General features: G+C 60.9%; 23 protein-coding genes. 10 read left to right on the top strand and 13 right to left on the bottom strand.

Annotation, left to right across the window (positions count from 1 at the left end):
- Positions 1-98 precede the first annotated feature (98 nt).
- The gene (locus SJY36_RS16585; RefSeq protein WP_288960228.1) at positions 99-746 is read left to right on the top strand and encodes an NAD(P)H-dependent oxidoreductase; all 648 of its coding nucleotides are present in this window, start codon (positions 99-101) and stop codon (positions 744-746) included.
- 93 nt (positions 747-839) lie between these two features.
- On the opposite strand, the gene SJY36_RS16580 is transcribed toward SJY36_RS16585, so the two are convergent.
- From SJY36_RS16580 to SJY36_RS16550, 7 genes are all read right to left on the bottom strand, one after another.
- Positions 840-1,733: an efflux RND transporter permease subunit gene (locus tag SJY36_RS16580; RefSeq protein WP_386176614.1), complete on the bottom strand. Its 894-nt coding sequence runs from the start codon at positions 1,731-1,733 to the stop codon at positions 840-842.
- The gene (locus SJY36_RS16575; protein ID WP_386176613.1) at positions 1,645-3,921 is read right to left on the bottom strand and encodes an efflux RND transporter permease subunit; all 2,277 of its coding nucleotides are present in this window, start codon (positions 3,919-3,921) and stop codon (positions 1,645-1,647) included. The genes SJY36_RS16580 and SJY36_RS16575 overlap by 89 nt, the downstream gene beginning before the upstream one ends.
- Complete coding sequence (locus tag SJY36_RS16570) at positions 3,918-5,048, bottom strand: efflux RND transporter periplasmic adaptor subunit (RefSeq protein WP_037967010.1); 1,131 nt, start codon at positions 5,046-5,048, stop codon at positions 3,918-3,920. The genes SJY36_RS16575 and SJY36_RS16570 overlap by 4 nt, the downstream gene beginning before the upstream one ends.
- Before the next feature lie 110 nt (positions 5,049-5,158).
- A complete protein-coding gene (locus SJY36_RS16565) occupies positions 5,159-6,064 on the bottom strand; it encodes a cation transporter (RefSeq protein WP_037967011.1) in 906 nt (301 codons plus the stop codon).
- On the bottom strand, positions 6,061-6,498 hold the full coding sequence (locus SJY36_RS16560; protein WP_037967013.1) for a hypothetical protein: 438 nt from the start codon (positions 6,496-6,498) through the stop codon (positions 6,061-6,063). Before SJY36_RS16560 ends, SJY36_RS16565 begins: the two co-directional genes overlap by 4 nt.
- A 103-nt stretch (positions 6,499-6,601) precedes the next feature.
- Positions 6,602-7,378: an enoyl-CoA hydratase-related protein gene (locus SJY36_RS16555; protein ID WP_386176612.1), complete on the bottom strand. Its 777-nt coding sequence runs from the start codon at positions 7,376-7,378 to the stop codon at positions 6,602-6,604.
- A 109-nt stretch (positions 7,379-7,487) separates the two neighbouring features.
- The gene (locus SJY36_RS16550) at positions 7,488-8,345 is read right to left on the bottom strand and encodes a glycosyltransferase family 2 protein (protein WP_235208590.1); all 858 of its coding nucleotides are present in this window, start codon (positions 8,343-8,345) and stop codon (positions 7,488-7,490) included.
- A gap of 191 nt (positions 8,346-8,536) precedes the next feature.
- Here SJY36_RS16550 and SJY36_RS16545 point away from each other — a divergent pair, with 191 nt between their 5' ends.
- From SJY36_RS16545 to SJY36_RS16535, 3 genes are all read left to right on the top strand, one after another.
- Positions 8,537-9,286, top strand: coding sequence for a helix-turn-helix transcriptional regulator (locus SJY36_RS16545; protein WP_386176611.1), 750 nt, complete (start codon positions 8,537-8,539; stop codon positions 9,284-9,286).
- Positions 9,287-9,683: 397 nt separating this feature from the next.
- Entirely contained in the window at positions 9,684-11,141 is a 1,458-nt protein-coding gene (locus tag SJY36_RS16540) for a Hint domain-containing protein (protein ID WP_386176610.1), read from the top strand.
- Complete coding sequence (locus SJY36_RS16535) at positions 11,128-11,475, top strand: Hint domain-containing protein (protein ID WP_386176609.1); 348 nt, start codon at positions 11,128-11,130, stop codon at positions 11,473-11,475. Before SJY36_RS16540 ends, SJY36_RS16535 begins: the two co-directional genes overlap by 14 nt.
- 74 nt (positions 11,476-11,549) lie before the next feature.
- Here SJY36_RS16535 and SJY36_RS16530 read toward each other — a convergent pair whose 3' ends face one another.
- From SJY36_RS16530 to SJY36_RS16520, 3 genes are read right to left on the bottom strand one after another with little or no spacing between them, the layout of a single operon-like run.
- Complete coding sequence (locus SJY36_RS16530) at positions 11,550-12,566, bottom strand: siderophore-interacting protein (protein ID WP_037967021.1); 1,017 nt, start codon at positions 12,564-12,566, stop codon at positions 11,550-11,552.
- Positions 12,559-13,782, bottom strand: a complete 1,224-nt coding sequence (locus SJY36_RS16525; protein WP_037967023.1) for an MFS transporter — start codon at positions 13,780-13,782, stop codon at positions 12,559-12,561. Before SJY36_RS16525 ends, SJY36_RS16530 begins: the two co-directional genes overlap by 8 nt.
- Positions 13,782-15,875, bottom strand: coding sequence for a TonB-dependent siderophore receptor (locus SJY36_RS16520; RefSeq protein ID WP_386176608.1), 2,094 nt, complete (start codon positions 15,873-15,875; stop codon positions 13,782-13,784). The genes SJY36_RS16525 and SJY36_RS16520 overlap by 1 nt, the downstream gene beginning before the upstream one ends.
- 302 nt (positions 15,876-16,177) lie before the next feature.
- On the opposite strand from SJY36_RS16520, the gene SJY36_RS16515 reads away from it, so the two are divergent.
- Both SJY36_RS16515 and SJY36_RS16510 read left to right on the top strand, forming a co-directional pair.
- On the top strand, positions 16,178-16,618 hold the full coding sequence (locus SJY36_RS16515; RefSeq protein ID WP_037967025.1) for a hypothetical protein: 441 nt from the start codon (positions 16,178-16,180) through the stop codon (positions 16,616-16,618).
- Positions 16,619-16,727: 109 nt separating this feature from the next.
- Positions 16,728-17,201, top strand: a complete 474-nt coding sequence (locus tag SJY36_RS16510; RefSeq protein WP_037967026.1) for a Dps family protein — start codon at positions 16,728-16,730, stop codon at positions 17,199-17,201.
- 45 nt (positions 17,202-17,246) lie between these two features.
- Here SJY36_RS16510 and SJY36_RS16505 read toward each other — a convergent pair whose 3' ends face one another.
- Together SJY36_RS16505 and SJY36_RS16500 are read right to left on the bottom strand one after the other, a co-directional pair.
- The gene (locus tag SJY36_RS16505) at positions 17,247-17,492 is read right to left on the bottom strand and encodes a DUF1289 domain-containing protein (protein WP_009824242.1); all 246 of its coding nucleotides are present in this window, start codon (positions 17,490-17,492) and stop codon (positions 17,247-17,249) included.
- A 138-nt stretch (positions 17,493-17,630) separates the two neighbouring features.
- Positions 17,631-18,137 (bottom strand): superoxide dismutase family protein, encoded by a 507-nt coding sequence (locus tag SJY36_RS16500; RefSeq protein ID WP_037967027.1) that lies wholly within the window; start codon positions 18,135-18,137, stop codon positions 17,631-17,633.
- A 260-nt stretch (positions 18,138-18,397) separates the two neighbouring features.
- Between SJY36_RS16500 and SJY36_RS16495 the strand changes: the two genes are divergently transcribed.
- The 3 genes from SJY36_RS16495 to SJY36_RS16485 all read left to right on the top strand — a co-directional run bounded on the left by SJY36_RS16495 (position 18,398) and on the right by SJY36_RS16485 (position 19,778).
- Complete coding sequence (locus SJY36_RS16495; RefSeq protein ID WP_037967070.1) at positions 18,398-18,709, top strand: PRC-barrel domain-containing protein; 312 nt, start codon at positions 18,398-18,400, stop codon at positions 18,707-18,709.
- 167 nt (positions 18,710-18,876) lie between these two features.
- Positions 18,877-19,368 carry an MgtC/SapB family protein gene (locus SJY36_RS16490; RefSeq protein WP_037967028.1) on the top strand — a complete coding sequence of 164 codons (492 nt, stop codon included), beginning with the start codon at positions 18,877-18,879 and terminating at the stop codon, positions 19,366-19,368.
- Between the two features lie 113 nt (positions 19,369-19,481).
- Entirely contained in the window at positions 19,482-19,778 is a 297-nt protein-coding gene (locus SJY36_RS16485) for a hypothetical protein (RefSeq protein ID WP_005848750.1), read from the top strand.
- Between the two features lie 82 nt (positions 19,779-19,860).
- On the opposite strand, the gene SJY36_RS16480 is transcribed toward SJY36_RS16485, so the two are convergent.
- Positions 19,861-20,529, bottom strand: coding sequence for a L,D-transpeptidase (locus tag SJY36_RS16480; RefSeq protein ID WP_005848752.1), 669 nt, complete (start codon positions 20,527-20,529; stop codon positions 19,861-19,863).
- A 234-nt stretch (positions 20,530-20,763) separates the two neighbouring features.
- Here SJY36_RS16480 and SJY36_RS16475 point away from each other — a divergent pair, with 234 nt between their 5' ends.
- A complete protein-coding gene (locus SJY36_RS16475) occupies positions 20,764-21,435 on the top strand; it encodes a gluconate 2-dehydrogenase subunit 3 family protein (RefSeq protein WP_235208591.1) in 672 nt (223 codons plus the stop codon).

Here is a 21,435-nt window from a genome sequence, read left to right as displayed (position 1 = left end):
CTAAGACCGGTGCGAATTGCGCCGGTCTCCTTGTGTTGGGGCGCGGGGTTTCCTACATCGCGCCGGTACACACGCCGCCCCGAGCGGCCAAAAACAGGATGATCACGATGACCAGCACCCTACTAGAGCAGTTGAACTGGCGCTATGCGACCAAGAAGATGGACCCGTCCAAGAAAGTCCCTCAGGAAAAAGTCGACACCATCGTCGAAGCCATCCGCATGACCCCCACCTCAAGCGGCACCCAGCCCTTCGAGCTGCTGGTCGTAACCAACCCCGACAAGCTGGCGCAGATCCAGAAAGCCGCCAGCGACCAGACCCAGATCACCGAAGGGTCGCATCTGCTGGTATTCGCGGCGTGGGATAACTACACCAAAGACCGCATCGACGCGGTCACCGATCTGAATGTCGAAGCCCGTGGCGACCTGCCCTTGCTCAGCGCCTATTACGAGAACCTGAAAAACAACTACCTGCCCCGCGATGCCGAGGTAAACTACGCCCATGCCGCGCGTCAGGCCTATATCGCGCTTGGGGTGGCACTGGTTGCCGCCGCTGAACAAGAGGTCGACAGCACCCCGATGGAGGGTTTCGACCCAGCGAAGGTAGACGAGATTCTGGGCCTTAAAGAGCGCGGCCTGCGGTCGGTGATCCTGCTGCCTCTGGGCTACCGCGACGCGGAATCCGACTGGCTGGCCCCGATGAAAAAGGTACGCAAATCCGCGGAAACGCTGGTCACCCATATCGACTGATTGTTGCGGGGCGAAGGGGCGAACACCCGTCTCGCACCGTCAGAAGCATACCAACGCGGGGCCGGTTCTTTGCGACCGGCCCCGCGGTTTTCGTCAGACCGCCGCCTCGCGGGTCAGACGTTTTGATGCCATCCCCGGCTCTGCCCCCCAGACCGCCACATAGCGGTAGAACACCGGCGTGAGGAATAGGGTGAAGATGGTGGCAAACCCAAGCCCGCCCACGATCACCCAGCCCACGGCGATGCGCGCTTCGGCCCCCGCGCCCGAGGTCAGGATCAACGGCAAGCCGCCAAAGACGGTCGATACCATCGTCATCATCACCGGACGGATCCGCAGACGCAGCGCGTCCCGGATGGCGCTGTCGATATCCTGCCCCGCCTCGCGCAACTGATTGGCAAATTCGACGATCAAGATACCATTCTTCGCCATCACCCCGATCAACATTACCAGCCCGATCTGACTGTAGTAGTTCAACGATCCACCGCTAAGCGAGATCGCGAAAAGCGCCGCCGCCAGACCAAAGGGCACGGTCAGCATGATGACGACAGCGCTGGCGATGCTTTCGAACTGCGCGGCCAGCACAAGGAACACCACCACCAACGCGACGCCGAACACCATATACATCTCTGTCTGGCTGTCGCTCAGCGTCGCCGCCTCGCCGGTAAAGATGATCCCCATCCCGTCGGGCAGCACGCTATCGGCAATCGCCGTCAGACGGTTCATCGCGACGCTAAGATCGATACCGTCGTTCAGGTTCGCCTGCGCCGACACCGCCAGCGACCCGCCCTGCCGTTCGAGCGTGGACTGGCTGACCACGGGCACCAGCTCTGCCGCCGCGGACAGGGGCACATAGGCACCGCCGGGCAACTGCAGCTGGATGTTATCAAGATCAGACGGGTCATCGATCGGCGGGCCACCGGGCACGACATTCACATCCGTCTCGATCTCGTCTGCAAAGACGGTGACGGCGACCTTGCCTTGGGTCATTGCGCCGATGGTCTGGGTGATCTCGGCCTTCTGTCAGGCCAAAGACGCTCGCCATTTCGGGATCAACGCGGACCTCGTATTGCGCCTGCACCGCGTCGTTGGAAAGTTGCGGGTTCAAAAACGCCTCATCCTGCGCCATCGCCGCGACCAAAGCCTCGGTTGCCGTGGTCATCGCCGCGATGTCCTTGCCCGTCACCGCGAATTGCAAGCCCTGCCCGCCGCCGCGGATATTGAGGCTGTTGGTTCCCCGCGCACTGGCCTGAACGCCGGGCACCCGCGCCAGCTTGCCGCTGATCTCGGCGACCAGTGCGGATTGGCTGCGGTCACGATTGCTCCAGTCATCGAGCCGCACGATGATGAAGGCGCTGGTGCCACCGCCGACGCCAACGATGCTTTGAACCGAGGTAACCTCGCCGCTTTCCTGATAGGGGGTCAGGATCTCTTCGACCTGATCAACCTGGGTATCAAGGTAGTCGATCGTGGTATCAGAGGCGCCGCGCGCCTGTACCAGAAAGAACCCGCGATCCTCGTCGGGCGTGATGGCAGAGGGCAAAGTACCCGCCGCGCCCGCCGCCACGATCACAAAGGCCCCCGCCGCCCCCAGCACCACCAACGGCATGCGAATGGCTTTGTCCATCACCGTGTCGAACATCCGCCCGGCCCAGCCTTGCGGCTTTGCCGTTGCCTCAAGCGCGGATTTCCCCGGATCAAGAAAGGCCGCTAGAACCGGTGCCAGAGTCAGCGCGGTGATGGACGACAGCGTGACAGCAAAGGCCAGCACAAAGCCGAACTCGCTGAACACCCCGCCGGCCTGACCGGGCAGGAAAGAGATCGGGATAAACACCGCCGCCAGCGTCGCCGTGGTAGAGATCACGGCAAAGAACACCTCGTTCGTGCCCGCCGCCGCGGCTGCAAAAGCCCCCATTCCCTGTTTACGTTTGCGCACGATATTCTCGATCACGACAATCGCGTCATCCACCACCATCCCCGTTGCCAGCACCAGCGCCAGCAGGCTGATGGTATTGACCGAGAACCCCGTCAGCCAGATCGCGGCGACCGTGCCCACCAGCGACACCGGAATGGTCACCGCCGGGATCATCACCGCACGGGGGGAGCGTAGAAAGGCAAAGATCACCACAACCACAATCCCCGTCGCCAAAGCGATGGATTTCATCACCTCGGTCAAAGACCCTCTGATGAATGTCCCGTCGTCAGAGGTCACGAAAAGCCGAACGCCGTCAGGCAGCGCCGATTGCAGATCAGCCACCGCAACGGCAACATCTTCCGAGATCGACAGCGTGTTGCCCACGGATTGCCGCGTGATGTCCATGCCCACGGCGGTCTGCCCGTTCACGCGGGTCAGCACGGCGTCCTCTTCCGGCAGCAGCCGCACGAACGCCACGTCAGAAACGCGCGTATTCGCATCAATCGGGATCTGGCCCACGGTATCAACAGTGACATTCGCGTTGCCGACCCGCAGCGCCAAGGTTTGCGCATCTGAATCCAGCGATCCCAGCGGCGTGTCATCGCGCAGCGCTGCCAGCGCGTCAGAGACATCGAACAGGGTCATCCCCCGACTAAGCAACGCGGGCATATCCAGCGTCACGCGGAACTCGTTGGGTTGTTCGCCGCGCAGGGTGACCTCTGCAATGCCGTCGATAGTGGACAGCCGGTCATAGACGACGCCCTCGGCCAGCTCGGTCAACGCATCAAGGCTCGCGTCGCCCATGAGCGCCAGCCGGATGATCGCATCCGCGTTGCTGTCGCTTTTGGTCACGGTCGGATCATCCTCGATATCATCGGGCAGGTCGCGCAACGTGGACGAAACGATCTCGCGCGCCTCATTTGCCGCGACATCGACATCGGTGCCTTCGGACAGATCAATGGTGATCCGGCTCGACCCCGTGGTCGAGGTGGATTCCATATAGGATAACCCCTCAAGCGCGCTCAGGGCATCCTCAAGCACCTGCGTCACCTCACGGTCGACGGTTGCGGGCACCGCGCCTTCATAGGTGGTGCGCACGGATAGAACCGGCTGGTCAACGTCGGGCATTTCCCGCACGTCCACAGCCACAAGCGCCGCGAGACCTGCGATCAGGATCAGCAGGTTGATGACGATCCCGAAAATCGGCCGCGAGACGAATAGATCGGCGAGCCCGCCACGGGGCTTTGCAGGGGTATCGCTCATGACGGTGCCTTTTCAGTCTCGGCACCGACCGCCGTGATTTTCGCCCCGTCCCGCAGTTTTTGCGCGCCTTCGGTTACGACCATCGCGCCATCGGCGATGTCGGCCTCGACCCAGACGAATTCGTTTTTACGGTAAAGGATCGTGATCGGCACCCGCACCGCCGTCCCGCCGTCATCGACCCAGACCGCAGGCCCCATGCGCGACCACGTCACCGCGGTCGATGGCAAGACCGGCAGCGGTTCGCTTTCATGCAGCAGGCGCACCGCAAAGGTCATGCCCGGCCAGAGGATGCGTTCCGCATTGTCGATCTTGGCCTTCACCGTGACCGAGCGCGTGACCGCATCGATCCTGCTGTCGAACGAAAGGATCTCTCCGGTGATCGACCTGCCTACAAAGGCAGAGGTAGAGACCAGCACCTCATGCGCCTGCCCCAACACGCCAATAGCGCGTTCGGGCAGTTCGAATTCGACCACGAGCGTTTCGGTCTGGTCAATCGTCGCAATCACGTCATTCGCGCCGAGAATGTCGCCGACCTCAACCTCGCTAAGCCCCAAACGCCCCGAGATGGGCGCGCGAATGGTGCGGTCTTCCAGCGCGACTTCGGCCAGACCCACCTCGGCATCGGCCAGTTGCTGGGCCACGCGCGCCTCTGACTGTGCGACATCGGTAATGGTGGAATTGCCGCCGGCCCGCAGCCGGTCATAGCGGTCGACCGTATCGGTTGCCTGCTGCAAATTGGCGCGCGCGATTTCAAGGTTCAGCTCTTGGGTCCGCGCATCCAACCGCACAAGGACTTCGCCCTGTTCAACGTCGCGGTTCGCGGTCAGTCGGGTTTCGACCACTGTACCGGCGGTTTCAGTCACCACATCCGCACTGCGCAAAGAGGAGGCCGTGCCGGTCGCGTATAAAGTCACCTCGTAGGGGCGTTGTTTCAACGCGGTCGTCACCACCGAAGTCGCCCCCCGTGTACGCCCGGCCCCAGGGGGGCCACCTGCAGTGCGCCCACCCGCCGCGGATTGAGGCTGCGCCGCCTCGCTTGTGGCATCCGTGCCGGGCAGGCCAAAGGTGATGGCATACGCCCCGAACAAAAGCCCGACGGCCACCAGCAAACTCACAAATTTCCGCATTATTCCAACTATCCAGATCAGGTCATCAAGCCGTTTAACGTAGGGCGCGAAAATTCCGTCGCTGAAAACGCGACTAAATGCAGAAAAAATTCCAACTGTCCTGGGGTAGCCTATTTATCGGGCTTCACGCTCAGGGTGACCACGCGCCAGGCGTCATCCTCGCCCACCAGCTCTTTCGCGCGCTCTGGATCGGGCAGCAACTCGTCGTCGTCGCCGATAACCACGTGCAGATAGCGTCCGGCCTCGCGCAGCTTGACGACGGGCGCGCCGTCCATGCCTTTCTGAACACGATCCGCCAGATGTTGACGCTCGGCAGAGCCAAGCTTGCGCGGCGCACCGTCCAACAGCTCCGCGACCGAGATACGCAAGTTGCGCCCACCGTCCTTCAACACGTCCAACCCGATCAGCCCCGCGGCCACGGCATCGGTCCACCAGAACCCCATGGAAATACCGATGATGCCCAGAATACCCGCAACGCCGGTCTTCCAGTCTGCGGCGTTCATGTCAGCGTCCGCATGCAACACCTTGTCTTGAATATCAGGCGCAATGGCCAGCTTCTTGCGGCCCAAGATCACCGGCGGGATGATCGAATAGACCAATGCCGCCACCATCAGCCAGCCCATCCAGACCTCGGTGCCGAACAGGTCGATACTGCCGATGGTGGGGTGTTCTTGCCGCACCAGCGTGACCACCGCATCATACACCAGATAGCCGCCCATCAAGGTCAGCGCCGCCGCCGAAAGGGCAAAGGCCAGGGTGCCGATACGGTGCAGGCCAAAGGGGTACTTCGGGCTTGGTGGCATCCGTTCAAGCCGCGCGGCGATCAAGAACAAGATCGGCGGCAACAGCGATAGCGTGTCTTCGATCCACGCCGCCTGCATCGCCTGACTTGATCCCATGACCATGAACATCACGAAAATGATCGTGGCCAGCCAGAACAGCGTCCACCATTCCAGCCGACGCGCTTTCGCGATTTTCTTGGCAATCTCTGGCGGCAGCGGGGGGTAGCGGTTCATTCTTGCGCCTCCCGCGTCAGCGGACGCAGCGCCATATTGGACCGCATGAGAAACCGGTTCTCGCCGCGCCGCAACAGCAAGACCCGTTCGGGACGGTCGGCCCCGACGGTCACATATCCGATGGGGTTGGTCACGCCCGTATGCTCTGTCAGCGGTGAATCTTTCGGTATCCCGCCCGCCAGCAGATGCAGATCGCCCCCCTCAAGCGCGTCGAGCATCTGGTGCGGGTTCTCGCGATGCCATTCGATTTGGGCATCCAGCGCCGCGGCGATCAGTGTTACCGCCTGCAAGTCTTGCTCCGGCAAAGGATCTTGCAACGCGCCGACCTTCAGCACGGCACCTTGCACGGTATCAGTCGTGTTTTCGGGATCTTTCGGCAACTGGCAGGCAGCCAGAACGACCAAAAGAGCAGCGGCGATGAGGTGGCGGTACATGATCAAAACCCTTCAGGGCGTCAACTGCACAGATCATGATTTCGTTCCCAAGGGACCGACACCCGCAGGAACCAGAGGCACCACAGCCCCCTTAAGCAACAGATCACCCGTTAAAGCGGGGTGCCCGTTTTTCAAGGAACGCGGCCACGCCCTCTTTGAAGTCTGGGGTATTCCCCGCCTCTTTTTGCCACTTGCGCTCGTTCGCCAGTGCGGTGTCAAAATCAGTGTCGGCAGCGCTCCACGCGGCTTTGCGGATCAGGGCAAGGCTGCGCACCGGCCCGTTTGCCAGTTTGGTCGCGATCTCAAGCGCGGTGGCGTCAACCGCGTCATTCTCGACCAGCCGCGTCACCAGCCCCCAGTCAAACGCCGTCGGCGCGGGAATTTTCTCGGCCAGCAGCATCATCTCCATCGCGCGTACGCGGCCCACGGCGCGGGTCAGCAGCCACGTAGCCCCGCCATCGGGAATCAGCCCGATCCGCGCAAATGCTTCAAGGAAATAGACATCACGACCGGCGACAATCACATCACAGGCCAGCGCAATCGACGCGCCCACACCCGCGACCGCCCCCTGCACGGCAGAGACCACGGGCACCGGCAGATCGCGAAGCGTCATCATCAACGGGTTGTAGGCATTTTCAAGCGCGGCACCCGCGTCGAGCTCTTTTCCGCTTTCGATCGTCCCCTGCTTGAGGTTCGCCCCCGCCGAAAACGCGCGCGGCGACCCCGCCAAGACAATCGCCCGCGCTGTCTGTGATTCCTGTTGCAGCAGGTCACGCAGTTCTAGCGCCATGGCCGATGTCAGCGCGTTCATCGTCTCGGCATCATCAAGCCGCAGCACTGTCGCCGGTCCGTGCCGTTCGACCTTTATCTTATCCGTCATCCTGCTCTCCTCCCACGCATTCTACGGTCTGTGTCGGGGTATCCCACCACGGGAACAGGGCATGGTAAAGGCACCATCACCGGAACCCGCAGCGTCGAAGGCTCAGCAATCAAATATCGCCAAACGTCGCGGCGACCCACTCCGGCAAGGTCACCCGCTGCTCGAACACTGTCGATTTCGCTCGCAGCACGTTTTCTTTGGCGTCGCGCACCGGATCCGCGCTGATCGTGGCATAGGCGTGATCGCGCGCGACCTCCCATGTCTCGTCGCGATATCCCGCCAATCGGGCATAGAACCGTGCCGCCGTCTGGTCCGCCTCCTTCCACGCGGCACCGGGCAAGCCCCGCCCCGGCATGTTCCCCACATCGACCCGATGCTGGTTTGCCGTCTCTAACGCGTCGATATTAGCGTATTTTAGGTGCATCAAATAGACACCGCGCGGCAGTTCAAACACCGCCGTTTCAATGCGCTTGGGCCCGACCCATATGCCGTGGCGCCACAGGCCCGTGCCGCGCTTTGTCGCCCATGCCTTACTGTAGTGCCCCGAGAACACCGCCGTGCGCCGATGGCCAAGGGCCATTTGCCCCGTCGCGAGCACATCATCCTCCAAGGTCTCTGCCACATTGAGACCAAGCGCGAACATCGACTTTGCCGATGCCGTCTCTAACACCGCGTGCAGAGACGTATAAAGTGCGGGATCATAGCAGATCAGCTCGTCCGCATCGGTGCGGATCACCCAGTCGAAAGACACAGCCAGCCCATCGGCAAAACTGTTCAGCACCTGCCCACGTCGCCGGTCGAACCCTTCCAGCGTTTCGCGGGGCACGGTGATCACGGTCGCACGCGGGCAAAGGCTGGCGATCTTGGCGTCGGCCCCGTGGGCGACGATATAGAGGTTATCAAACCCCAGCATGCGCCCATAATGCGCGTACCACTGGGACAGCGCCCAGTAGTCTTTGTAAACCATTGTGATCGCGCAAATATTCATGGTTTCTTTCTACGCGCTTTGCGATTTTCCGAACAGGGTATTTTGACGCGCACCGGTTCGAGGCCTTCACGCGCCTATATAAACAAGGCGAACCGCCTTATTCCGACCATATTTTATGTTGCTTTTTGGCGACACCGTTGCCATTATGTTGCCTAGGCTGGGGGGCGAACATGTCATTGGAAAAGCTGATCGATTTGGCAGGTGCCGCGAAAGCGGGCACGGGCGATGTTGCGTTTTGGGACAGCTGCACCCAAACCTTCGCCGATCTGGGCGTCACCGGCATCGGCTATGGCATCATCCCTTACGCCAGTGACGCGACCGTGCGCGGGTTTACCCAAGCCGGTTTCTTTCGCCACACCTACCCCGAAGACTGGGTCACCGCGGTCGAGGAACAAGCGCTGGTGGATGACGATATCTCGGTCGAGTTAATCGCCAATGGCACGAAAGAGGTGCTGTGGAATGACGCCAGCCTGTTGGACCACGCGACCGAACCGCAACAGATGCAATCCGAGCTTGAGAATGACATCGGCATGCAGTTCGGTGCGTCTTTCGCGCTGAACCGCACGCCTGCGGGTCAGGCTATCTCCGGCATCGGTCTTTGGGTGAGCGAGACACGCAGCGACCGCGAATTTGCGCTCTACTGGCAGCAGCATCGCAGCGCGCTACGACGTTTGTCCTTTGCAATGGATGAAGCGATCCGCCGCGATCACATGAGCGTGCTGGTCAACCTCACCCCGCGCGAACGGGACTGCCTCAGCTATCTTGCCATTGGCCTGCGCCCGGCCGAGATCTGCTGGACCCTCAAGATCAGCGAAAAAACCTTCGAGAAACACATCAAGGGCGCGAAAGAAAAGCTGCGGGCCAGCACACGCGATCATGCGGTCGCCAAATCACTGGTTTTAGGGCTAATCCAACCGTAGATGGGGGTTTTCCCCCGCTTGATCTACCCTTGGGTTACTGGCAGGTAGGGCGCATAGAACGGCATCACGATTTTCTCCAAGCAGGCCGGTGAGATAGGGCATATTCACGCTGCCTTTTCTCGTCATACTGGCATTGCTTCGCAAGTAATTCTTAGACCAAAGCGCGGGGTGGCAGTAATGCCGCCCCCATTTTGTATCCACTGGTCATAAAACGTGAACCGTCGCCCCATCCACAACTGACACGAGAAGGCCGCTACGTCAACTTATCACAAAGCCGTTAAATCCGTTGCCAGATGCGCATACCGCGATAAAAGAACGTTAGTTTTTTCACGATTTGCGAAACCTTTGCCGACTTCGGACCGTGGTTTCTTGCAGAAATCACGCGGAGCAGACGACAATGGCAGCGATCAACGGCACGACGGGGACAGACACCCTTCAAGGTACAGCAGAAGACGACCGGATCGATGCAGGTGCCGGCAACGACCGCGTGTCTGGCGAAGGCGGCGACGACCGGATCGACGGTGGCGCGGGCGATGACCTGCTGTATGGCGATGCGGGCGTAGGCACGGCCCCGGGCAACGACGCGTCCCCGATCACGTTGTCTTATGCCAGCCGCCTTTTCAACACGGGTAACTCTGCCGACGAAGGCGACAGCGTCTTTTATGACAACGTGGCAACGTTGGACAATGGCGGCGGCGTTTTTGCGCGGCTGGTGCTGGTCGACACCTCGAATGACGACATGCCCATCGACCTTACCGGTGGCACCGGCTTCGAGATCCTGCTGAACTCCGGTGATGGAAGCAGGAGCAGGTATGCCGGTGAAACCGCGACCTTCCGGCTCGAATTCTACGACCGTCAGCACTACATCGATACGGGCGAGTTCAAGCCGATCGCGCTGAATTCCACCGCGACCTTCAACGATCTGGATCGCAACAACCCCGGCGATCAGGAATCCGTGACGCTGGACACCAACAGCTTCACCTCCTTCGCGACCAGCGATGACACGTCGTTGAATGTCACCAATGCCGATGGCACCGTAACCGCAGCGGGCACCGAGGCGAACTCCCCCGACGATCAGGATGCCTGGTTCTCTGGCCAGTTCGAGAACCGCGAGTTTATCGAGTTCACGCTCGAAACCCGTTCCACACAGTCGGGCTTCACACTGTCTGGCGACCTGATTGATGACGCCGTTGTGACCCCGATCGAAGCGGGCAATGACACCATTCTGGGCGGCGAGGGCGACGACACGATCTTTGGCCAGGGCGGGAACGACAGCCTGGACGGTGGCGAAGGCGACGATCAGATCGAGGGCGGCGACGGGCAGGATACCATCACCTCGGGTGGCGGCAACGACCGCGCCGAAGGGGGTCAAGGCTCTGACCTGTTCAACTTTACCTCGGGCGGCAATCACACCATCGTGGGCGGCGAAGATGCCGACGGAACAGATGTCGACGTTCTGAACCTCAGCGGGCTGGATCGGTCGCAGTACACGCTGACCAAAACGGGCCCTGAATCCGGCACCATCGAATTCCGCGATGCCGACGGCAACGTGACCGGCACCACAACCTACTCCGAGATCGAAGAGGTCGTGATCTGCTTCACCCCCGGCACCACCATCGCCACGCGACGCGGCGAGATTCCGGTGCAGCAGATCAAGGTCGGCGATCTGGTCGTCACGCGGGATAACGGCCTGCAGCCGGTTCGCTGGGTGGGCCGCCGCAATCTGGGGCGCGACAACCTGCTGCGCACCCCCGGCTTTAACCCCGTTCGGATCAAGGCCGGTGCCTTTGGTGAAGGCGTGCCGCAGCGCGATATGATGGTCAGCCCGAACCACCGCATGCTTGTCGCCTTCTGAGACGGCCGAGGTGATGTTCAGCGAACGCGAAGTTCTGGTCGCGGCGAAACACCTGGTCGGCCTCGACGGGGTCGACACTGTCACGCCGGACAAGGTCAGCTACATCCACATGCTGTTTGACAACCACGAAGTCGTGTTTGCGGACGGCACATGGGCCGAAAGCTTCCAGCCGGGGGCACATTCGATGGCCGGAATCCAGTCCGAACAGCGCAGCGAGATCCTGTCGCTGTTCCCCGAGCTTGAGCTGGCTGACGGCATGTCCAACTTTGTCGCCGCGCGCCGGTCCCTGCGCGCGCATGAGGCGCAACTGCTGGTATCCGCCAGCGCCGCGTAAGGCGCGCCATCCGGTTCAACTAACGAAAAGGCAGCCCGTTCACCGGCTGCCTTTTTTGTCTCAATGACAGCGCGTTACCAAAAGGCCGAGATATAGGACCGCTCGGCCGCGCCGCCATGCTCTTTCCACGTCTTGCGCACCTGCGCCGCCAACGCCTTTTGCCCCGCGAACCATAAAAACCCGTCCGCTGCAGATAACACCGCGTCGCAGGCCGCCTGCCCCATCGTGGCACGCTCGGCCTCGTTGGCGATGACGACTTCCAGACCTGTGTGCTTTGGTAACGGATAATGCGCGGCATCTACATGGGAGGGGTAGAGCATGATGCGCCCGGTCAGATCGGGGTTCGCCTCCATGATACGGGCGATGGCCGGAAAGGCGGTATCATCGGCAAATCCGAACACCGGGCCCGTAATCGTACAGCCGCCACCGCCCGGTCCGGTGACAAGGATTTGCGTCCCCAGTTCAACGCTGCGCGCCCAATCGGTGGTGCGCCCACCTTCGTGAATAAACAGATCAAACACCAGCAGCCCGTTTTCCCGATCCACCCGCCGCGCGGTATAGACCGGCAGATGCAGCTTGTGTTCACCCTTGGGCCAGACCGTTGCCCCGTTCTCTCCGATGCGGGGCCATTGGGGGGGCTTGCCGGGTTGCGCGATGCCAAGGCGGAAATGGATCGCACTGTCAGAGAACCGCGCCACATCGCCCGCCAGCGTGACCCGCATAAACCCGCAGTCCAACATCTCGCGGTGCTGCACCGTCATCAACCGTGCATTGTCGGGCAAGGCACCCTGACGTACCCCATCCGACCAGCGGATCGCCTGCGCCGCATCGGGCATGACGCTGCCGATCTGATCTACTAGGCTGTCCTTCAATGTCTGCAAGAAATCGGCGCGCGCGGTCGAAATCTCGGCCTTGCAATGGGCACCCGACGGGGCAAAGGCGATCCGCCCATAATAGGTGCCCACGACAATCCCCTGCGCGCCATCCTGTTCGACGTGCAGGTCATGCTCTGCCGCTTCGGCCAAGGTGGCCTGACGCAGCGCGGCGAAGTTGACGCCGGGCAATTCGGTTTGTGCAGTATGATCAGACATGGGCCACCCCCTGTTGCGGTGCGCGCTGCCCCGAGACCCGCCAGATCAGCGGCAATGCCGCAAGCGAGACGGCACAGGCCACACCAAAAAAGAAACCGTAACCAAGATGCTCGGCGATGATCCCGGCGACCATGCCCGAGACCATGCTCACCGCCGCATCCATACATTGGAACAAGGTAAAATCGACGCCGCCCTGCCGCGGATCGGACCAGTTCATGAACTGCCCGTAAAGGGCGACGAACCCGAAGGCCATGACGGCCGCGCTGCTGACCATCGCAATCGGGGCCACCGTCGCGGCGGCGAAAATGCCGCCCGCCGCCGACAGGCCAACCACCCCGAGGATCAGCGCCTGAAGCGCCACCGCGCCGGCCAGCACCACGCGGGTGCCGAAACGGCGCACCACCGCGCCACCGGTCAGCGCCCCCGCAAAGCCCAGGGTCAGGCTGCCGACCCCGCTGAGCAGCCCAAGCTGGCCCAGATCATAGCCCGCATCGATAAAGTAAGGCCCGAACATCCCCATCGCGGTTTTCTGCGCCACGACATAAAGCGCCGCGACCAGCAAACCCTGACGCACCTCGGCGCGGGCCAAGGCGGTTCTAAGCCGCGGCTGATGCGGTCGCGCCTGCGCCGTTTTCGCCCGCGCGATGATCGCAAAGGGGACGCAGAGCACAGCAATCACCGCCGCCATCCCCCATGCGCCCACCAGCCATCCGGCGCGGTCCACGAGGATCAGGAACACGCCCCCGCCGATCGCAGCCCCCAGATAGGCGCCGCCCACCTGCGCCGCATTGCCCCAGCCGTATTCCGTGTCCTTCAACGCCGCCACGGCATAGCCGTCGCAGGCAATATCCACCGTGGCCGTCGCAAAGGCCGCCACCATCAGCACCGCCAAAACAGGCAGCACCGGCGACGGGCCGATCAGCCCCACCACGAAAAGCGCCGCGACCACCACCGCGGCGCCCAATGTTACAACTGTGACCGACCGGTCCCGCCCGCCGTCGGGCAGGCGGAACCGTTCAACCCTCGGTGCCCAAAGGAACTTGAGCGCCCAAGGCAGCACCAGCACCGAGATCAACCCGATCTGGTCCAGCGGCAGGTTCTGCGCGCGCAACACCCCCGGCAACCCGGACCATGTGACGCCCGCAATGACGCTTTGCGCGATATAGATGCCGCCGATCGCGCCGACGACACCCCAAGTTCCCTCAAGCCGCGCCATCAGAAGCGGTAGCTGACGCTGGCCGTCGCTGTGCGCCCTTCGTAGCGATAGCAATAGTCCGCGCTACAGGTCTGGTCGGTGTTGTCAAAGACGTTCTTGACGTTGATCTGCGCGCTCAGCCCGTCATAGCCGACTTCGCCAAAGTCATAGGACAGCGACAGATCAGCAAAGACCTCGGCATCGTTCTTGTAGGTATTTGCATCGTTGCCATAGCTTTCGCCGACATAACGCAGACCCGCCCCGAAGCCAAAGCCCTTGAACGCCCCGCTTTGCGGCTCGTAGAAGCCCCAGATCGATGCGGTGTGATGCGGCGTGGCCGACAGCTGGTTGCCCACGGTGCCGGTGGACCCTGCCTCGATCTCCATATCCAGATAGGTATAGGCGCTAGTCACGCGCAAACCATTGGCAAAGTTGAACTGGCCTTCAATCTCCAGCCCGCGCGACCGCAGATCATAGGGCACCTGCACTTGGTTCAAGCCATTGAACGTGGCCGGATCAACCGTTTGGAAGACCACACCGTCCTCTTGACGGATGTCAAACAGCGACGCGGTTACAAGGCTTTCGGTACCTGGCAGTTGGTATTTCACGCCCACTTCCTTTTGCAGCCCGCGCGTCGGCTCTGCTGCGCGGGCACTGTTGGGATCGCTGCTGTCGTCATAAACCAACCCTGTGGTCGGCACGAAAGAGCTGGACACATTGGCATAGACCGACAGATCGGTGTTGAACGCATAGCTCAGCCCGACACGACCCGAGAAACCGTTGTGCGATGTATCGGTGCCGTTCTGATTGGCATCAAAGGTGGTCATGTCGACCCAGTCGTAGCGCCCGCTAAGGAACATCGTCCACGGGCCGGAGCTCAGCTGGTCGTGCACATAGACGCCATACTGATACATTTCCTGACCGTTGGAATAGGGTTGTTCCACCGCGTCCGTGTCAGCGGCAGAGACATAGCCGACACCACCATAATAGGCGTCATAGGACGATTGCGTATAATCGAAACCGGCCACAACCGTGTGGTCAAACGCACCGGTAGAGAAATGCCCCTCGGCATAGGTATCGACCGAGAAATTCTCGGAGTTCTCAAGGTAATAGCCCCAGTAGCGCCCGAACCCCGTGCCCGCCGCATAGATGCCGCTAAACTCAAGATCGGCATCCACTTCGGAATACCGCAGGTTCTGGCGCAGGGTTACGCCATTGTCCATTTCGTGCTCAAGCTCGTAGCCGACGCGCCATTGTTCGTTCACAAAGTCATTGTAATCAGGATCGCCGACATAAATATCAGACGCCTCGCCCTGTGACGGGTTGTAGTAAGACGCCGTGCCGCCGCGCGTTGATTTAGAATATTCTGTCAGCACAGTGATCTTGGTCCGGTCCGTCAACTGATAGGTGAAGGACGGGGCCAGCAGCGCCAGATCATCGCTATAGCCCGGCAGCGGCGTATCCGCATCCCGCGCCACACCGGTCAGACGATAGCTGAGCCGTCCGTCGGTGCCGACGGGGCCGGTGAAATCGAACGCCAGCTCTTTGCGGCTGTCGGTGCCAAAGGTCAGCTTCAGCTCGTTATATTCTTCGTCCTTGGGGCGTTTGGAAATGATATTCACCAGACCGCCCGCACCGCTGACGCCATACATCGACGACGATGGCCCCTTGAGCACGGAAACGCCCTCGAACGTGTAGGGGTGGTTCTGGAACCACGCCGACGGCCCATTCACCTGACGCAAGCCATCGCGGAACAGCCCGTCATAGTAGGCCGAGAAGCCGCGTAGATAGACCGCGTCATAGCGCGAGTCGAAACCGAAGTTGGTGACATTGGCGCCCGAGGTATAGCCCAAGGCGTCCAGCAGCGTGCGCGGCTCCTGATCTTCGATCTGGTCCTGCCCGACGGTGCTGATCGCTTGGGGGATGTCACGGATGGGGGTGTCGACCCGCGTGGCCTGACGACCCGATTCGGCCACGTAACCGTTTTGCAGCAGCGTCGCGTCGCTTTCCGCCTCAAGCGTGAGCGTCCCCAGATCAAGCGTATCCGCCTCCTGCGCATAGGCGGGGTGTGATGCAGCCAGCGCGGCCACCAAGGCAATCCTTGAAATTTGCATGGAATTCTGTCCCTTACTGTTTTAGTCGGAAATGAACCGCCACGCGGCTATTGTCAAACTGAAATAGTAAGGTATTCGCCCACCCGAGACCTAATCAGGTCAGCGCGTCGGGGCAAGCCGCTGCGTCACAAACTTAGCGATCACAGGCGGAATCCCGCCTATACCCATGTATTTACATAATATTTTCAAATACCCCACTAAAACACTCCCCCTTGTCGGGGCGATGGTTATACCCTATAAATAAAGTAAGATATTCAACCGGACAGGTCCGAACCCTGCCCCATGTATGGACTTCTCTTGATATGGCATCTCTGGCGACCCTTCGGATCCTCGACCGCGACGACGCACCAGCACAGGCTCCCGCCCCCCGTATCACCCCCGAACAACGCGCCGCGCTGACCCATTTCCGGATGTCGGCGATGGCCTGTCGCGTCGCCGCGCGCACCGATCTTTACGAAGCCTGCGCCCTGCTCAGCCTTGATGGCGAGGACGCGAAACGCACATTTGTGGATACGCTGATCAAATGTCTGCCGAATGCAGTGCAGCGCAAGGTCGTCTGGTTCGCGCCGGGCACAGACACGCTTTCGTTTGACGAAGCATGGATCCTGCGCTGCCTGACCAGCATCCGCGAGGACGATCCCGCCAGTCTCAACTTCCTGATCAAGTCGCGCGTCGCCCCCGCGGACCGACGCTATATCGGCTATCTTCTCGGCCAAATTTCCGAGCAGTTTTCTCAAGTTTAGAATAATTCCAAAAAGACCTTGGCAAACCGTTTTTGGTGTCTATGTTGAATGGACAGCAAGCTAGTACCGTGCCAGCCAGTCAGAATTTTAATCACTTGGGGACGAGAAAATGAACCAGACAGCAGCTGCTTTGACAACCGATGCGAAAACAGCAATCGCCGATGCATTGAACCAATGCGTTGCGGAAACCGCCGTGACGACAATGCTGGCGCAAAACTTTCACTGGAACGTAAAAGGCATGGGTTTCGGCCCGCTGCATGACCTGTTCCAGAAGATCTACGAAGACCACTTTGTCGCGCAGGATGATCTGGCAGAGCGTATTCGCGCCCTTGATGTCCATGCCGAAGGGATGCTTGCGGGCATGCTGAAGCGGTCCAAGATCAACGAACACGATGGCTACGCCAACGACAAGGAAATGATCCGCATCATGATGGAAGCGCAGGAAACGCTGGCCTCCACCATCGCGGGTGCGGGCCAGTTGGCCGCCGACCACGGCGATACGCTGACAGAAGATCTGTGTATCGCACGCGGGACAGAGCACGAGAAATTCGCGTGGTTCCTGCGCGCACACCTCGCAGGCTAAATAGCCCGCCCGCTGATCCCGTCAGCACCCAAAATCAAATCGCGGCTAGAGAAGCTTCTCGGCCGCGATTTTGCGTTTTGCCAGCTTCTTGCGATAGGCCAGATCCCAATGGCTGTATTTGCCCAGACGTTCCTGTTGCGCGGTCAGCATCTGGATAAAGCCGACGCGGTGGCTTTCTTTCTTCAGCGATTTGAACATGGATTTCTGCGCCTTGGTCATCGAACACCCGATGCAATGGCCTTCGCGTTTGAACTTGCACACGTCGATACAGGGGCTGGGTGTTTTTGCCATGGGAAACCTTGCTGATTGATCCGGCGGTTTGCCCCCTGCCCGTGCAGGGTGCCAGCGGTAGCCTATGCCAGCAAAAGCAAGGCCGCGCCAGTGGGGGCGCGGCCTTGGTCGTTCAAATCATCGTTTGCCGAAGGGTGATCAGGCGGGATCAGCACCAAAGACACCGCAGGCAATCCGATCGCCCGCATCGCCTGAGGGTTGCGAGCTGTAGTCATCCTGCCCGCCGTGAATAACAAAGGCAGCGCCGTCATCATCCATCAGATGCTCTTCGACATTCAGGAACGGTAGGAACACTTCCTGCTCTACGGTGCCATCAGTGCTCACCGTGACATTCGGCATATCACCGGGGTGTGGGCCACCGGCGGTCAATACACCATGTTCGCGGTCCCCCGCGATATGTCCGCCCGCAGACTTGAACCCGTCGCCCGAACAATCACCGGTTTCATGCAAATGCACCGCGATGCTCCCTGCGGGCAGGTTGGACAGCGACAGTTTTGCCAGCGCCACGCCGGACTCGGTATCCTGGACCGTCACGGTCCCGACCTCTGCCCCCTCGGCATCCATAACCGGCGCAGTCGTCTCGGCGGCGAAAGCGGCGCTTGTCATCAGCCCGCAGGCCACGGCGGTGGTGAGTGCGAATTTCATTGGAATCTCCCTTTTCATGCTTGGGTTTGAACCGGCCAGCTGTGGTCGATTGGTCAAAGACCAACCCGCCGCATTTACCCAAAGTTCCAAGCCCCCGTGCCCACACGGCCAAACAACGCGCATCGGCAGAAGTTAGCCGCCCGCAGGAGGACGCGGAACCGCCGCGCCGCCTCTGTCGTTTCAACTACAGGTAACCACGACACAGGAGAGTTTCGACATGACTGCGACAACACATTCTAGCCTCGTATCTTCCTTCTGACGTGAATGGTACGAATGTTTACAGCCGCGACGGCACGCATATCGGGTCCATTGATCATCTGATGATCGACAAGCAATCCGGCAAGGTCGCCTATGCCGTGATGGGCTTTGGCGGGTTTCTGGGCTTGGGCGAGGATCACCACCCCGTGCCGTGGGGCAAGCTTGAATACGACACCTCGAAAGACGGGTTCATGACCGACATCACCGAACAGCAGGTCAAAGGCGCACCAACCCGCAGCGACGGTTGGGTGACAGACCGCGAATGGGAACGCCGGACCCACGAACACTATATGGTGCCGAACTACTGGATTTGATCCACAGAAGTTGACCACCGCAGGCCGTCCCCGCATTGGGGGCGGTCTTTTTCTGTCACCGCCCTATATCCAACCCAACAGCTTTCAAGAGACCGGATTGCCCCCATGCCCAGTTCCGCCCCCTGCACCCCTCTCCCGCACCCGTCTTGCGCGCAGGAGACGCGCTGATGTGGGAGGATCTGCTGAACGAATTCGCCCTTGCCCCCAGCCTGCCCCTGTCGGTCGTTGTGGCACGCACCCTTGCGACGGTGGTATTCTGCGGGCTGATCGGGCTTGAACGCGAAACCTCCAAACGGCCGGCGGGTCTGCGCACACATATGCTGATCGGCCTCGCGTCCTGCATCTACTGTCTGCTCACCCTCGCCCTGCTCGCCCGCAGCGCCGAATTCGGCGACACCATCCAGATGGACCCCCTGCGTATCATCGAGGCGGTGACCAGCGGCGTCGCTTTCCTTGCCGCGGGGCTGATCGTCTTTTCCCAAGGCAAGGTGCGCGGCCTGACAACGGGGGCCAGCATGTGGGTCGCCGCCGCCGTTGGCGTGGCTTGCGGCTTAGGCGAATGGACGATCGCGGGCATGACCGTAGTCCTCGCGCTGATCATCATCGCGCTGGTGCGAAAGCTAGAAAAACACGCAGGTACCTATGAAGAGCACGACTAGTCGCGGCCATCGGCAGCAATGCAACAGTTTGTGACCCAGAAACACGCGCCCTTGTTTTACAACTCCGGCGAAATACCCTAGCTGCATAGCAAATTCATATGAGGAATATCACGATGAGCGTTCGGGTTTGGATTGCAGGCTGTGCCGTATTGGCGCTGGCTGCTTGTGCGGATGTACAGACCACCACTGACAAGATGACAACGGACGACGGGTTCTTCAAGGAACTGCCCGAAGGGGTACGCCTGGTCGCGGCAAAAAATCAGGACCTCACAGCGGTTAAGATCGACCCCAGCAACGGATGCTACGTCTATCGCTACCGCGGGCCGGTCGAAACCACCTTCCTGCCCCTGCGCGCCGACAATGGCCGTCCGATCTGCACCCAAACGATCGCGGCTGCTGCGGCGGGCTAATCGCGCCCCGCGTCGTGACGTAAGAAAGCCGCCCGAAGCATCTCGCTTCGGGCGGCCCTTTCATGTCTGCAAAGGTCCGGACTTAGGTCGCAGCCGTCACCAGCTCTTCCGGCGGGTACAGGACCGCGCGCGATCCGGTGTTCACGTTCTCGTACAGGTCGTTGATATGCGCCATGATCATCCGCACGCAGCCAGAGCTTGCACGCCCGCCGATCGATTGCGGGTTAGGCGACCCGTGGATGCGCAGATAGGTGTCGCGGTTACCGACAAAAAGATACAGCGCACGCGACCCCAAGGGGTTCTGCGGGCCTGCGTCCATCCCATCGGCGTGTTGTTCATAAAGCTCTGGATCGCGGCGGATCATGTTCTGCGTCGGCGTCCAAGTTGGCCATTTCGCTTTGCGCTTGATCGAATAGGTGCCGGGCTCGTACAGGTCACCCCGCGCGATCGCCACGCCATAGCGCATGGCGGTGCCATTGTCCTGAATGTGGTACAGATACCGCGCGACCGCATCGACGTGGATATCGCCCGGCGTCAAACCGGGGTTCGCCTCTACCAGTCGGGGCAGAAAGCGGGGCGCGACGCCCCAGGGATTCGTCGTTGCAGGATCGTAGCCCGCAGGCGTTACCTGCGCATCCCATGCGTCCCACATCGACTTGTCTGTTGTCGCAGCGGCGGCGAGACTGGGGGCCAGAGGGGCAGAAAACAACGCGGCAGCGGAGCTGGTGATAAAATGGCGTTTGGTCAGCATGCGTGCACGCTCCTATTTAGTTAGTGCTTGACGATGTAACCCCCAATAGCGCGACCCTGTTCCCAAGAACCAGTCACATGGCTGTGTGAGTTTGTTTCGGCCCGCGCAAAATAGACCGCCCCCGGCAGAAACGCCACGGCTAGTTTCGCCTTAATTTCATGCAAAAACTTGGAACATTCCCGCGGGGGAGGCGTTATTTTAACAAGTGACCAATCTTTTGGGGTTTGCATGCCCATGTATTCCAGACGATCAGTTCTATTCGGCTTCGGTGCCGCAGTCGGCCTTGCGTCCCTGCCGCGCCATGCCTTTGCCGCCCTTGATGGCACCCCCTTCACCTTCCTGTCCGATACCGAGGCCCGAAGCCTCGCGCTGCTGTGTGACACGCTGATACCGCAGGATGATTTTCCCTCGGCCAGTCAGGCCGGCGTGGTCGATTTCATCGACCTGCAGCTCGCGGGCGGATACGGGCGCGGGGAGCATCTGTATATGGACGGCCCCCACCCCCAAGGCACACCGGAACAAGGCTATCAATCTCCCATGCCCCCCGCCGATCTGTGGCGCGAGGGGCTGGCGGCGATGCAGACCGTCATCGGCCCGCTTGAAGGGCAACCGCAATCCGCGCTTGACCAGCTGATGACCGACCTGTCCGAGGATAGGCCCGCGCTTGCCGGTCGTGTCGGGGCCAAAACATTCTTTACCGAACTCCACGCCCTGACGAACCAGGGCTATTTTGCCGACCCGATCTATGGCGGCAACAAGGGCTATGCCGGTTGGCATATGGTCGGCTTCCCCGGCGCATTCGGCTATTACACCGACACGGTCGACGACCACAATCGCCCCTACCCGCAGCCCCCCATGGGCATTGGGCATCAACCGGGCACAAGCGACTTCAACTCGGAAAGGTAG

Source organism: Sulfitobacter sp. R86518 (assembly GCF_042466275.1).
Classification (GTDB): Bacteria; Pseudomonadota; Alphaproteobacteria; order Rhodobacterales; family Rhodobacteraceae; genus Sulfitobacter; species Sulfitobacter pontiacus.
The sequence above is the reverse complement of the archived record's forward strand: the minus strand, read 5'-3'. Positions and strand labels throughout refer to the sequence as shown.